Below are 14,096 nucleotides of genomic sequence, written 5' to 3' on the forward strand. Positions count from 1 at the left end.
ATAACGGGTCGGCATTAATTGAAGAAATTCGACATTTGAAAGGAAAAAATAAAATACGCCAAATAGGTGTAAATACTCCTATTCAGCGTGTTTTACTTAATTGTTCTATAGCGCCCTAGCGCCAATACCAAAACACTTATTGAACAAACTGCTCGGCCCAAAACGCCACTGGCGAGGCGATCAAAATAGTCAAGGCCACGCGTTGATACCAAACAATCAGCATTTGTTTAATGCTTAATGGAATCTCAGTCGACAGAATGCAAGGAATCGATGCAGAGAAGAAAAGGATCGATGAAATAGACACCACACCCACGACAAATTTCACCACAAAGACGCTTTTCGCGGCGATCAATGCAGGTAAGAACATTTCCGCCAAACCGGTTGCTGATGCAGTGGCCACCATCATAGGATCAGGCAATTGAGCGATCCAAGCGAATGGGTAAAACAAGTAACCAATCCACTCAAATACCGGCGTGTATTTCGCCAATAACAAGCCACACAAACCCACCGACATGATAGAAGGCAAAATGCTCATGGCCATTAACATGCCTTCTTTGATGTTTTGCAGAATCTTACGACCGATTGTATCGGCGTTCTTAGCCACCTCGATGCCTTCCAATGCCGCTTGCTTGAAGCGTGAATGCTCGAATTTTTCGACTTCACGACTTTCGGCTGTATCATCCATTTTGCTCAGCGGAAAAAGTCGCACTGTAATGGCTGTCACCACAAAGGTAATCAACAAGGTTGCCCAGAAAAAGACGTTCCAAACCTCCATTAAACCCAGTGTTTTCGCCACAATCACCATGAAGGTCGCAGACACGGTGGAAAAACCAGTGGCAATAATCGCCGCTTCTTTGGCAGAATATTGACCCGACTTATACACTCGGTTGGTAATCAACAAGCCAATGGAATAACTGCCCACAAACGACGCCACCGCATCAATCGCAGATTTGCCCGGCGTTTTAAACAAGGGTTTCATAATCGGTTGTAACAACACACCGGCGAATTCAAGCAAACCGTAACCGATTAGGAAGGCCAGAAATACCGCACCAATCGGTACAATCAAGCCAACCGGCACAACAAGCTTGCTAAACAAGAATGGCAACATGTCTTTTTCGAGTAAAAAAGCGGGCCCGACAGAGAAAAACGCCATGACAGCGGTCACAACGCCTAGCACCTTGAAAATAGACAACACGGTTTGGGTTTTATTAGCGCGCCAGCCCCCAGAAATGAAGGGATAAGCACCACCCGCCAAAACAACCAAGATAGCGTAAACCTCAGTCATTTGAGCAAAATCACTTCTTAGCCATGACACGATATGATCAAGCGGAATGGTTTCTTTTCCACCGATACTAATCGGAATAAAAAAGACAAAAATACCAATACAACTATAAGCAATAAGTTTGAGAAGAGACAGTGGAGACACAACGCCAGGTTTTGGATCTGTAGCATTCATATGACGACTTCCTATGAGAAGGTTATTAATCACAAGATGTAAAGCAACATACATACCAACATGTATATACATATAAAAGTCATGTAATGATGCGCTATTGTCTTGAAATTAATATCAGTTTGTTTTTATTTTTACGACCAACTCGCCGAGAATCGCACAAAAAAAGCGCGAAATAAAGCTTTATGCGCCAAAATAAAACATGAAACGTTCAATAAGATTAAGTTATCAATGATAATGTTTAAAATTAGTTGTATATACATAAGACAGGTTGCAAACCTTCACCCTATCAACCCAGCATACTTCTCAAGTAGGCGGTCTTTGCGATATTGATCAACCGATGGCGCTGCTACATTCTGCTTCGTAAGCTGCTCAATCAAATCCACTGCATGTTTCGCTTCTTGTTTTATGTTGTTTAGGTCGCTTTGATAGAGATATTGATCTCCGTTAGATGTCTGGGTAAAAAGCTCTGGGTAAACCTGTCGATTTGGCAATACAGGCACACAACCAAGCGCCACGGCTTCTAATACGGCCAGACCTTGAAACTCGTGCAAGGCGGTAGACAACACCATGTCTGACGAGGCAAGAAAACGCAGATAATCCGCCCGACTCGGCGCAAAGCCAAATTGCGTAATACGATGTGAAAACTGCGCTTTGATCTGCGCAAATTCTTTTGGAATAGAGCGAAATTGCTCGCCAAGAATGGCAATCTCATAGTCCAGCTCGCGATGTTCTAACGCTTCCAAAATGGCCAACAACCGATCTGGCCCTTTGTCGAACTCCCAACGCGCCGACCAAACCAATTTAACTCGTTTGGATTGTGTTTTTAGATTCACGTCCTCTTCTGCCAACAGCAAAGCCTCCACAGAAACGGGAATATCCAAAGGCACGGGCAGCACTTGGGCTTTTGCTTCTGTGTCATTTAGCCAATCTGGCGAAACATAATCCGGCAGCTTTTTTAACAACGCCCGAGCGCCTGCAAAAAATGACGTTTTGTTAAATTGACTGTTAAAAATACAAGTATCGGCTGCTAAGGCGCTGTACAGGGTGACCATTTGCATTTCAATCAGCCCTTGTTGCTTATCACTGGCCGGATAGGCGAATTGGTTTTCGTGGAAGTACAAAAGCCATGGCAGGTTCTGCAGGTTCGGACAAAACGCTTTCAAGCCCACCACGTCGGTCATCGAAGTGGCCAACACCAAATCATATGACTTGTCTAATATCGGCTTGAATTGCGGATCAAACGCCAAGCTCATGGCATTACCGCGAATCCGCCAAGCAAAATGCCGAGCGGGCAAAGACAAATACTCCCACTCATGCTGACCTAAACCGTCCATCAAGGTATTTGCCCAGGCTTTATGACTACTGGCTTCGTAGGCACTGATCAATAAAATTCGCACGCTTCTTTTTCTCGCTCGTCTTGTTAATTTCGCTTTTGCGGCTGGCTCATCAAGGTTGGGTCGAATATCATGTAGGAAAGTAACGAATCCTTTGAGGAAAAACATGATCATTCAACGCCACGATGAAGATATTAACACGCCAACCGGCACCATGCGCTGCACCGTTTATCGCCCTCAAGCAGCAGGACGCTTTCCTTGTATTTTCTTTTATTCTGAAATTTTCCAACAAACCGCGCCGATTGCTCGTTCTGCTGCCATCATGGCGGGTCACGGATTAGTGGTTATCGTGCCAGAAGTGTTTCACGAACTTAACCCAATCGGCACCGTATTGGGTTACGACGATGAAGGCAAAGACAAGGGCAACGCAGACAAATTCACTAAAACCCTAGAAGCTCACGACAGCGACACGGTGGCCATGCTGGAATATTTCGAACAGCAGGACTATTGCACCGGTCAATTTGGCACCATGGGCGTGTGCTTGGGTGGGCATTTGGCGTATCGTGCGGCACTGAACCCTCGCATCCAAGCGGCTTTTTGCTTGTACGCAACGGACATTCATTCAAATACCATTCCTTGTGACGAAGGCAATGATTCCTTCACTCGCACCAAAGAGATTCAAGGGGAATTAACCATGGTATGGGGCAAACAAGACCCGCATGTTTCTACAGAAGGACGTCAGAAGATTTATCAACAATTGATCGATACTGACCGCTTATTCACTTGGCATGAATTCAACGGCCAGCATGCTTTTATGCGTGATGAAGGCGACCGTTACGACCCTGCCCTTGCCTTGGAATGTTACAACAAGGCGGTAGCGTTGTTTCAACGCACCTTGCACAAGGCATAACACAGCAAATTGCACACTGTGTCGAAGGGGAGCTTATTGCTCGCCTCGCCACATTGGCGTCATAAGGCACTCGCCTAGTTCACCAGAAATCCACATATCGTTGTCTTGAATGGTCACGTTTAATTGCATCGAACGGGTGCAAATTTTCGCCAACGCTTCAACTTGAGCCTCAGGAAAACGCAAGACACGCATGTTATCAAAGCGGCTGTTTTTGCCTTTGTTTTGTTCCCACCAAATATCAGATTTATCGTTGTAGTTAACGACAACCACCTGTTGAGCACGACCACAAGCTTTGCGTAAACGCTTTTCATCAGGTTGCCCCAATTCTACCCACAGCAGTATTTCGTCTGAGTAGTTTTTCTGCCAAAGATCTGGCTCATCTTCGGTACTAATGCCTTTGGTGAAACTAAGTTGCTCACCACCCTCTTTTTCATCCGCCAATAAAGCAAACGCCGCCAACCTCACCATCATGCGCTCTTCGGTTTCAGAAGGGTGTAATGCCAAGGTTAATTCGTAACTTTGGTAATGATTTCGATCCATATCAGATACTTGAACGGATGCTTTATACACTGTTGCTTTCGTCGCCATGAGCTCACTTACTAAATTATTAACTACAAAAAAGAGAAGAGGAAAATCGCGACGAATTGTACAGCAAAAAACACTCACATTACTGCGGTAAAATGAGTGTTTTTTGTAGACTGAGGCATTAAAACCGATTTTCAAAAAAAATGGTTATTTCAATATTAGTAAGAATTGTGAATAAGATTTATAATTCTTACTACACTTCATGATCCTTCAACAATTCACTTTCAGTCACCTGTCCGTTGGTTGCTTTTGAGATACGCCGAATGTATTTCGCGGGAGAGCGTTTATGGACACGCAACCAATTCCACACATGGGCTTGCTTCACCCCCAAGATGTTAGCGAGTGCAGTTTGACCTCCTATAATTTCGACTGCTTTTGCAATGGCTGACATGTTACCTCCTTAACAACCTTTACTGTATCTAATGACAGTTTTTATTGCTTGTCAAATACAGATAAAGTTGTAATCATTCTTTTCATGAATATTGCCGATCGCGTCAAACAAAAAAGACTCAAACTAGGACTGACTCAAGCTGAATTAGCAAGACGTGTCGGCATTACACAACAATCTCTGCAAAAAATTGAAGATGGCAGAACTCAAAATCCGCGCAAACTATTAAACTTGTCCAAGGAACTCCATTGCTCCGCTGAATGGTTACAACTAGGAACCCAAGATGAGGTTAGGGAAAGCGCATCCCTTTATCACAACACAAATGAAACACTGATTACTCATCTTCGTCCTGTAATATCCAGCTCACAAGCCGCGGTATGGCCTTTTGATAAACAACAAGAAGATCAACCAACGCAATGGTTAGAGACACCCGCGAATACCTCAGAAAGTGCTTTTTGGTTGAAAGTTATTGGCGATAGCATGACATCAACATCAGGACTTAGCGTCCCTGAGGGTTACTTTATCCTTGTGGAACCGGATGTCAAACCTAAAAATGAAGACTTGGTCGTTGCAAAAGTCACAGAAAACCATGATGTAACGTTTAAAAAGCTGATCATGGATGCTGGGCAAATCTATTTAAAGCCACTTAACCCAAACTATCGCCCCATTGAAATCGCGTCGACCACCACCATTATTGGCACCGTCAAGCAAGCCCGCGCCTTATTTTAACCATCCTAACCACCTCTGAAAACCTCTATTAATGCTCACTCGACACTGCATAAAAGGCATCAACCTCGGGGATAAAATGAAAGTAGCCCTATTAAGCATTAACGAGCGTGTTTTTTAAACTATCTGCACACGTCTAGTCGTGTACTGGCGTCAATGTGGTAAGATGCAGTTTTTTATTACATTGGGCCAAATTTATGTCAAATACTCCCTCCTCTCAGGACACGTTTTACCGTCATACCAGCAGCGAACGAGACGATTTGATGCTAAAACACCTCAAGAAAGGAGAATCCATCTGGACGCTTGCAGACACCGAGGGCTGTTTAATCATCGATCTTGGCAGTGATAAAGTATTACCCATTTGGCCATCAGAAGCCCTAGCCACCGCGTGGGCTGAAAAAGATTACCCAGAATTTACCAGCCTAGAGATTCATGCCGCAGATTGGGCTGAAAAATGGCTACCTGGCATGCAAAATGACGGCTTTTCTGTTGGCGTCGCGCCGAACCTTGCTGGTGAATGCATCGTTTCTTCTGCAGAAGAGCATGCCGCTGACTTACAGCGCTAATATAACGGTTAGATAAAACACGCTAAGCGCTGTGAATTTTCAATTAGAAAACCCTCGATTAACGAGCCACCAAAATAAACGTACACAGTTCGCTGTGTGTGTTTGCTTGTTCGCGGTTTTGCTTATTTATTTTGGTCCGCTGTTCTCACAAATAAGCAACGCACTGTCGCCCCAAACGACTACGACACGCATGTCGATACAAAGCCTGTCCGCTCACACCATGAACACGCAAACCATGGACATGACTGGGCACAACCATGCCAAAATGCTTGCCAAGCAGACAAGCAACACGCCAGTGGCCATCGAGCATTCTCATACTGGCCATCACGCCCAAGGCGAAAGCACCAACCTGTTAGAAGCCTGCGGTTATTGCTCACTCCTGTTCCATTTAAACTGGATTGACGCCAAAACCTTCGACCTTATTCCACTAATACAAAGCCACTATCCGAACCGGATAATCGCCCAAATTTCGCACAAACACCCTGTGCGCTTCAGCCCTATCCTTCCCAGAGCGCCACCCGCTACCTCGGTCTAATTCCGATTTAAAATAACACCGCCATCGATTCTGATTCCTAACAGAACCGGTATTTTGATGCGTGTTTTTCATAATGATAGAAAAGTGAGTTTTTCACTCAAAGGCGCGGCTTTGCCCTTTTTTATAAAACGAGAATCCAACATGTCGACAACATCCCATAACAAGCCCCAACCTTCTTCCAATGCCCTGCTGCTGCTCATTACACGACTGCATTTTTACATCGGCCTTTTCATTGGGCCCTTTATCTTTATCGCCGCCCTGACCGGCACGCTTTACGTCATTTCTCCGCAGATCGAAAATGCGATTTACAAAGAGGTGTTGACCACACAAAGTGTGGGCGACAATCAACCACTTGCCCGACAAATTGCAGCAGCCAAATCCCACTTAACAAGCGATTTAAGCCTGTTCGCCGTGCGTCCAGCACCAGAACAAGGCGATACAACGCGCATCATGTTCTTGGATTCAAGTGCCCAACATTCAGGTACTAGAGCCGTGTTTGTTGACCCAATAACCCTCGAGGTGAAGGGCAATTTACCCGTCTATGGCACCAGCGGCATACTGCCATTAAGAACCACCATAGACTTTATGCATCGCCAACTGCTCTTGGGGGAAGTCGGACGCTATTACAGTGAACTGGCGGCTTCTTGGCTATGGATTGCGGCCTTGGGTGGGCTTTTCCTTTGGTACCAAGGCGGCAAGAAAAACACTGCAGAGTTTGCCGCCAAAACCGAACATTTACGCAAGCGTCGACGCCACTACCAAGTTGGTCTTTGCCTGTTTGTTGGCTTAATTTTTGTCTCCATTACAGGACTGACTTGGTCAAAATGGGCTGGCGACAACATTAGCACGCTGCGCAATAACATAGGCTGGGTTACGCCCTCCGTAAATCAAGACCTTAGCGCGAATACCCATGATACGATGATGTCAGATGAACACGCCGATCATCCAAATCATTCAAGTCACTCAAGTCACTCAAGTCACTCAAGTCACTCAAGCCACCATGACATGGCCACCAAAAAGCAGCCCGTGGAAAAGTTTGAAAATATCGATCTGCTTTTTGATGGTGTTCTTAACGCCGCAAGGGAAGCAGGCATTGACGCCAATACGCTGGAAATAAGGCCCTCATTCACCAAGGACAAAGCATGGCGCGTCAGCGAAGTAGATCGCTCTTGGCCCACACAAGTCGATAGTGTCGCGGTGGACGCCAGCACCATGACCGTCACCAGTCGCGCTGACTTTGCCACTTTTCCGCTTGTTGCCAAGCTGATTCGCTGGGGAATCGATGCTCACATGGGGGTTTTGTTTGGTGTCGCCAACCAAATCATTCTCGCCATCTTTGGCGTGTCTTTGTGCTTGATGATCATTTGGGGCTATAAAATGTGGTGGATACGTCGTCCACAAGCAGGCTCCACCTCGAAACCCTTACTGCAAGCATGGGGCAAACTATCCTTCTCGCAAAAAATACTGACACTGTTAATCACCATCGCATTGAGCATCAGCATGCCCGTAATGGGGGTGAGCTTGCTGGTCTTTTTGCTCATTGACCTTTATCGCTGGAAACGCCACTAGGCTAATAACCAAGAGCGCTATAACAAACACACTATAACAAATACCAACGTCTCACTGAGCTCAAAAAAAGCGTTACGAACTCAATGAGACGGCTGGCTTTCACTGGCCTCTTGGCGCGTTATCAGTACAATACCTGCTCTTAATTAATCATCATGTATCTTACGCAGTTGTATTTTATGGACACACAGTCACTAGCAACACTGACCGAACAGGTTTTATTCAAGCTCGCCCAACCCCCTCAAGGTGCTCAACGCCTATTTCATGGACGCGGCCGCTGCTTTCCCGGTTTAGAACAGATCACGGTTGATTGGCTGGAAGGCCAGATATTGGTGTCTCTTTTTAAAGAGCCCACTTCCGACGAATTAGATAAATTACATAATGAACTTATCAATTGGACGAATGAAACGGAATGGCATGACAGCAAAGCCCGCTCCCTGTTGCTACAACATAGAAGCCGTGACAAAAGCCCGACAGAGTGCCTTTGGGGTGACTATCAAGAACAGCAGATTGTGAACGAAGAAGGCCTGCTTTTTCAGCTGGACTTAGGGAAAAACCAAAACTCAGGTCTTTTCTTAGACATGCGATACGGCCGACGCTGGGTAAAGGAAAACAGTCAAAACAAACGCGTACTCAACTTGTTTGCCTATACTTGCGGCTTTTCACTGGCGGCCGTGGCCGGTGGCGCGGATTTTGTCGTTAACCTAGACATGGCAAAAGCCGTCCTGAGCCGAGGCAGGGAAAACCACCGCCTCAACCAACATGATTTGCATAACGTGAAATTTTTCGCTCATGATATTTTTAAGTCATGGGGAAAAATCAAAAAGTACGGCGAATATGATCTTATTATCATAGATCCACCCACATTCCAGCGTGGCAGCTTTGCTTTAACCAAAGATTATCAAAAAATATTACGACGCTTACCCGAGCTCTTAACCGAAAACGGCCAAGTGCTCGCCTGCGTTAACGACCCAACCGTGCCAGCACAGTTTCTCATTGACGGCATGCGTGAAGAAGCACCAAGCTTAGCCTTTCAACATCGACTCGATAATCCACCAGAGTTTATGGATATTGACATCGAAAGCGGCTTAAAAGCCCTTATCTTTAAAAAAATCACTGACCATAAAATCCATCAAGGAAGCCACAATGTCTAACACCACTGTTACCTTCGAATATGAAAAAGAAACCAAAAACAGCGTACGCTATCAAGAAGTCCCAGAAGAAGGAAAAGCCCCCATCATGGGGACTCTCTATGTGCAAAAATGGTTCGCTGGCAACAGCAAAACGCTAAAAATCACCCTAGAAAAGCAAGACTAACGTAATCGCTCAGCAGACAACCACGGATACCTAGGCATGCTTGAGTCTGTTTACGCATTGGCTGCTAACCATTAATAGTCGCCATTGCGCAAACGTAAAAAGCTAGCAAACCTAGGAATCCCACGCTGTGTGAAGCCATGGTATTTATAGGTGACCTGGTCACCTACTTGCGGAGGATGCAACCTTTCTTGGTCTGAAAAACCGCTGCCAATTTTAAAGCGAATGCCTGATGGCATTTCCACCAAAATAGACCCCATCATGCCATCGTATTTGCCCGCGCCATTTAAGATAGCAATCACTTTGGCCTCCGCGTCCATATACGGCTTTAATTTTAGTAGGCTATCCGTTCGGCCACTTTCAAAGGTCGCCAATTTGCGGTGCAGCATTAACCCCTCTGCGCCGTTTTTCACATACATCTCCAGTTGCGATGACAATGCCTGATTGTCCGCTACGGAAAATTGCGCTACTGGAAGTATGTGAGAAACATTCAAACCGTTAACAATACGGCTATAGCGTTGATATCGTTTTTCAAACGGCATCTCCTTTGCTTGGTCTGGCGCATCAAACACCATGTAATGGATTTTGCGCCACTCACTCTCTACAGGATCGTGTTTTCTCACAGCGGACATAATAAAAGCAAAATCATTGTGCTGAGACCAAAGCTCACCATCTAACCAAATAGGAGGAAGTGGGTCCGTAAACCAATCGGGGGCATAAATAGGATTACCTTGACGAGTAACAAGCTCATTTCCCGTCCAAATCGCGCGAATACCGTCGTATTTTTCGCTGATTAAATACTCATTAACCTGCACATCATCAGAAAACAAAGTGGCAAGCTGCACGGCTGGCTGATCTGGCTGAGGTAATGCAAACGCGGGGAAAAGCAAAAAACACACGACTAGACACTGTTTTAAAAACATAGTTCACTCCTTTGATATTGAATACACCGTCCTTGATGTACCAACAAGTTAAAGCGTTTTAGAGTAAGAAGCAAATATCGCGGACATAATATTGTGAACATAAAAAAGCCCATATTCATCACTCAATATGGGCTTAGGTTTGACTATTTTACGCGGTTATTACTTGCTTAGCTGAACGATCAACTTGTTCATGCGGCCAACAAATGTCGCAGGATCTTCTAACTGACCGCCTTCAGAAAGCGTGGCTTGCTCAAACAGCAACCAAGCCATATCCGCAAAACGCTCTTCGTCTGTTTCAGCGTCCATCTTAGCGACGATTGGGTGATCTGGGTTCACTTCTAGCGTCGGCTTAGAATCAGGCAACTTCTGCCCCGCCTGTTCAAGTAAGCGACGCATCTGCAGACCCATATCGTATTCACCCACCACTAAACAGGCTGGGGAATTGGTCAAACGGTCCGTTGAGTTAACACCGGCCACTTTCTCATCCAACACGGTTTTCATACGATCAAGAAGCGGCTTCATTTGCTCAGCCTTTTCTGCTTTCTCTTTTTTCTCTTCTTCGTTTTCTTGGTCAGCTAAGTCAAGCTTACCTTTGGTAACATCTTGGAAAGATTTGCCGTCGAATTCTTGCAAAGAAGACATCATCCATTCGTCAATGCGATCACTTAGTAACAAGACCTCAAAGCCTTTTTTACGCAAGATTTCTAAGTGCGGGCTATTCTTCGCAGTATTATGGTTCTCCGCGTAGATGTAGTAGATCTTATCTTGACCTTCACTCATGCGCTCAATGTAGTCTGCCAAAGACACGGTTTGCGCCGCCGCATCGGTATGAGTTGAACTGAAGCGCAACAAGCCAGCAATTTTGTCTTTGTTGCCCATATCATCGGCAGGACCTTCTTTGATGACATTACCAAACTCATCCCAGAATTTTTGATAGTCTTCTGGCTCGTTCTTCGCCATCTTGCTCAACATATCCAATACACGCTTGATCAAGGCAGAGCGCATAGAGTCAACCGCGTGGTCGTTTTGCAAAATTTCACGAGAGACGTTCAAAGACAAATCATTAGAATCCACCACGCCTTTCACGAAGCGCATATACGGCGGTAAGAAGGCTTCTGCTTCATCCATAATGAACACGCGCTGAACATACAACTTCAAGCCGCGCTGCATATCACGGTTCCAAAGGTCGTAAGGCGCCTTAGAAGGAATGTACAATAAGCTGGTGTATTCCAACTTGCCTTCTACTTTATTGTGCGACCATTTCAACGGCTCTTGGTAATCATGAGAAATATGCTTATAAAACTCTTGATATTCTTCGTCAGTGACTTCGTTACGAGGGCGAGTCCACAGCGCTTTGGCTGAGTTCACGGCTTCATATTCTGTTGCTTTGCTTTCATCAATCGGCTTAGGGTTGCCCTCTTCGTCCATTTCTGGGTAAACAGGCTTTTCCATTTCCACAGGAATGGAAATATGATCAGAATACTTGGTCACCAAATGACGTAGACGGAAGTTGTCCGCGAACTCTTTTTCATCGCCTTTCAAATGCAAAATGATGCGTGTTCCGCGTGTTTCTTTATCAATGTTTTCGATAGTGAACTCACCCGAACCATCAGACACCCAGCGTACCGCTTGATCCGCCGCAACGCCGGCGCGACGGGTTTCTACTGTGACTTTATCCGCAACAATGAAAGAGGAATAAAAGCCCACACCAAACTGCCCAATCAGCTGGCTGTCTTTTTTCTGATCGCCACTTAATTGCTCTAAGAAAGAAGAGGTGCCGGATTTGGCAATCGTACCTAGGTTAGTAATCGCCTCTTCACGGGACATACCCACACCGTTGTCATCAATAATGACGGTGTTGGTGTCTTTATCAAATTCAATACGAACACGAAGATTAGGGTCTTCAGCGAGAAGGTCTGCGTTAGCGACAGACTCAAAACGAAGCTTATCGACCGCATCAGACGCGTTAGAAATAAGCTCTCGTAGAAAGATCTCTTTGTTGGAATACAAAGAGTGGATCATCAAATGAAGTAATTGCTTAACTTCTGTTTGAAACCCTAACGTTTCTTTTTGAGTATCAGTTGCCATGTTGTAGCTTGCTCCTATTTGAATGAACCTTCGACCAAAAGCCAAAGGTGTATTTCGTTTCACTTGTGCCTCATAGATAAAGCCTCTTGCAGCAATTTCAAGAGGCTAACGCCGCAAAAGAAGCAAAAAGTCACAATAAACTTATGGATATAAAGCGGTTAGATGCATTCAGGTAGGGTCAAAGAAAATACCGACTCACCTTAACAATCAAAGTGAGGTGTTTTTTCGAACCAAAGTCAGTCCATCACCGATTGGAATTAACGACAACTCAACCTCCCCATCAGTATGAATGATCTTATTGAGTTCACGCACAATGTTGGTGTCTTTATCGGTAAACGCCTCGTCGGCGACGTTTCCCCACCACAGAGTATTATCTATCAACATACAACCACCTGGACGCAACAATTGTTTTGCCAATTGATAATAAGCCAATAAATTCTGCTTATCCGCGTCGATGAAGATGAAGTCAAAGGTTTCGCGCTCTTCTTCTAAAAACGACGCCATAACCGGCAACGCCTTATCGCAATAAGCCCGAACACGATCCATAACGCCAGCTTGCTCTAAATAACGCGTCGCAATATCCAGCCACATTTGTTTCTTTTCAATGGCAACTAATATGGCATTTTTGGGCATCGCCATGGCCATCGACAAAGTGCTATAACCCGTAAAAACACCAATCTCAAGCAATTTTTTTGGCGCTTGCAGTTTGACTAATAAAGCCAGCAACTGCCCCACTTCAGGCGACAGCTGCATGCGAGCCATATGATACTGGGCCGTTTCTCGACGCAAAGCTCTCAATAGATCATCTTCACGCACCGAGACATCAACCAAGTATTGATAGAGCCTGTCATCGACCTTAATCGTACGATTAACAGGCTTATCGTCTTCCGGCAACGGTTTGGGGAAATTAGGAAGCATGAGATTTCATAACCAGTCCACGGCTCAAGGTTTTGAAGGTTTTAGAACGGAATTCTCGACGATAAAGCACCGCCACAACCATCACGCTGGCCGCCATACAGAAATACGGCCCAAGGAACCAACCACAAAACGCCATGGCAAAATAGAAAGCACGCAAGCCGTAGTTAAATTGGTTCGCCGCCAAACTGCAGATTTGCGCCATATGCATCGCATATAATTCCCGCTCGCTGTCTTCGATACCACGCTCTGTTGCTAGCGGCGCACTGCCAACCAAAACGGAGCAAAAGTTATACTGCCTCACCGACCAAGTGAAGGTGAAAAATGCATAAGCAAAAATCGCTACCAGCACAACAATTTTCAACTCCCACTCTTGCTGACTCATTGGCGCCAAAAGATAAAAATCAGACAAAATGCCAATGGCTTTCTCAGAGTAGTTAAACGCCGTAAAAAGGCCCGCTATAATCAATAAGCTACTTGAAGCAAAAAACAAACTGCTGCGCTCTAAATTGGCCATCACGGAAGCATCGGCAATGCGGTTATCTCGCCTTAACAATCGCGACATCCAAGCCAACCTAAACTGATGCAGCACACTGACTAAACAAGCGCGCCGCTTGGAGTTATATTGAGCATAAAAAGCATACCCCCACCAACAGATAAAAAAGACCAAAAGTGTTGCAAGATCAAGGGTATTTAACAATGAAGAAACCGAACGACTTTCCATAATTCCACTCTGCTTCGATGGTAATTTATCAAGCGCTCATTAGAGCATTTTTCATTTTACATGTCC

General features: G+C 45.2%; 15 protein-coding genes. 7 read left to right on the forward strand and 8 right to left on the reverse strand.

Annotated features, from left to right (window positions below; translation table 11 throughout):
* Positions 1 to 136: 136 nt before the first annotated feature.
* Both J8N69_RS00115 and J8N69_RS00120 read right to left on the reverse strand, forming a co-directional pair.
* The gene (locus J8N69_RS00115) at positions 137 to 1,456 is read right to left on the reverse strand and encodes a YjiH family protein (protein ID WP_227803923.1); all 1,320 of its coding nucleotides are present in this window, start codon (positions 1,454 to 1,456) and stop codon (positions 137 to 139) included.
* 278 nt (positions 1,457 to 1,734) lie between these two features.
* Positions 1,735 to 2,958, reverse strand: a complete 1,224-nt coding sequence (locus tag J8N69_RS00120) for a tRNA-queuosine alpha-mannosyltransferase domain-containing protein (protein WP_211084800.1) — start codon at positions 2,956 to 2,958, stop codon at positions 1,735 to 1,737.
* On the opposite strand from J8N69_RS00120, the gene J8N69_RS00125 reads away from it, so the two are divergent.
* Positions 2,957 to 3,700 (forward strand): dienelactone hydrolase family protein, encoded by a 744-nt coding sequence (locus J8N69_RS00125; RefSeq protein WP_168822157.1) that lies wholly within the window; start codon positions 2,957 to 2,959, stop codon positions 3,698 to 3,700. The two genes, J8N69_RS00120 and J8N69_RS00125, sit on opposite strands and share 2 nt — an antisense overlap.
* A gap of 33 nt (positions 3,701 to 3,733) precedes the next feature.
* Here the strand turns inward: J8N69_RS00125 and J8N69_RS00130 are convergent, their stop codons facing one another.
* Positions 3,734 to 4,288, reverse strand: a complete 555-nt coding sequence (locus J8N69_RS00130; protein WP_168822156.1) for a YaeQ family protein — start codon at positions 4,286 to 4,288, stop codon at positions 3,734 to 3,736.
* Positions 4,289 to 4,478: 190 nt separating this feature from the next.
* Complete coding sequence (locus J8N69_RS00135) at positions 4,479 to 4,676, reverse strand: helix-turn-helix domain-containing protein (protein WP_168822155.1); 198 nt, start codon at positions 4,674 to 4,676, stop codon at positions 4,479 to 4,481.
* A gap of 84 nt (positions 4,677 to 4,760) precedes the next feature.
* On the opposite strand from J8N69_RS00135, the gene J8N69_RS00140 reads away from it, so the two are divergent.
* From J8N69_RS00140 to J8N69_RS00165, 6 genes are all read left to right on the forward strand, one after another.
* The gene (locus J8N69_RS00140; protein ID WP_168822154.1) at positions 4,761 to 5,402 is read left to right on the forward strand and encodes a LexA family protein; all 642 of its coding nucleotides are present in this window, start codon (positions 4,761 to 4,763) and stop codon (positions 5,400 to 5,402) included.
* A 194-nt stretch (positions 5,403 to 5,596) separates the two neighbouring features.
* Positions 5,597 to 5,965, forward strand: a complete 369-nt coding sequence (locus J8N69_RS00145) for a DUF2750 domain-containing protein (protein WP_168822153.1) — start codon at positions 5,597 to 5,599, stop codon at positions 5,963 to 5,965.
* Between the two features lie 94 nt (positions 5,966 to 6,059).
* Positions 6,060 to 6,500 (forward strand): DUF2946 domain-containing protein, encoded by a 441-nt coding sequence (locus tag J8N69_RS00150; RefSeq protein ID WP_227804045.1) that lies wholly within the window; start codon positions 6,060 to 6,062, stop codon positions 6,498 to 6,500.
* Between the two features lie 141 nt (positions 6,501 to 6,641).
* Positions 6,642 to 8,069 carry a PepSY-associated TM helix domain-containing protein gene (locus J8N69_RS00155; protein WP_168822151.1) on the forward strand — a complete coding sequence of 476 codons (1,428 nt, stop codon included), beginning with the start codon at positions 6,642 to 6,644 and terminating at the stop codon, positions 8,067 to 8,069.
* Between the two features lie 176 nt (positions 8,070 to 8,245).
* Positions 8,246 to 9,220, forward strand: coding sequence for a class I SAM-dependent methyltransferase (locus tag J8N69_RS00160; protein ID WP_168822150.1), 975 nt, complete (start codon positions 8,246 to 8,248; stop codon positions 9,218 to 9,220).
* Positions 9,213 to 9,383, forward strand: a complete 171-nt coding sequence (locus J8N69_RS00165) for a hypothetical protein (protein ID WP_168822149.1) — start codon at positions 9,213 to 9,215, stop codon at positions 9,381 to 9,383. Before J8N69_RS00160 ends, J8N69_RS00165 begins: the two co-directional genes overlap by 8 nt.
* Positions 9,384 to 9,454: 71 nt before the next feature.
* Here J8N69_RS00165 and J8N69_RS00170 read toward each other — a convergent pair whose 3' ends face one another.
* The 4 genes from J8N69_RS00170 to J8N69_RS00185 form a co-directional block, all read right to left on the reverse strand.
* Positions 9,455 to 10,303: a DNA ligase gene (locus J8N69_RS00170; protein ID WP_168822148.1), complete on the reverse strand. Its 849-nt coding sequence runs from the start codon at positions 10,301 to 10,303 to the stop codon at positions 9,455 to 9,457.
* A 159-nt stretch (positions 10,304 to 10,462) separates the two neighbouring features.
* A complete protein-coding gene (gene htpG, locus J8N69_RS00175; protein ID WP_168822147.1) occupies positions 10,463 to 12,391 on the reverse strand; it encodes a molecular chaperone HtpG in 1,929 nt (642 codons plus the stop codon).
* A gap of 207 nt (positions 12,392 to 12,598) precedes the next feature.
* The gene (locus J8N69_RS00180; protein WP_168822146.1) at positions 12,599 to 13,309 is read right to left on the reverse strand and encodes an O-methyltransferase; all 711 of its coding nucleotides are present in this window, start codon (positions 13,307 to 13,309) and stop codon (positions 12,599 to 12,601) included.
* A complete protein-coding gene (locus tag J8N69_RS00185; RefSeq protein ID WP_168822145.1) occupies positions 13,299 to 14,030 on the reverse strand; it encodes a DUF599 domain-containing protein in 732 nt (243 codons plus the stop codon). The genes J8N69_RS00180 and J8N69_RS00185 overlap by 11 nt, the downstream gene beginning before the upstream one ends.
* Between the last annotated feature and the right edge of the window lie 66 nt (positions 14,031 to 14,096).

Source organism: Marinomonas profundi (assembly GCF_020694005.1).
Taxonomy (GTDB): domain Bacteria; phylum Pseudomonadota; class Gammaproteobacteria; order Pseudomonadales; family Marinomonadaceae; genus Marinomonas; species Marinomonas profundi.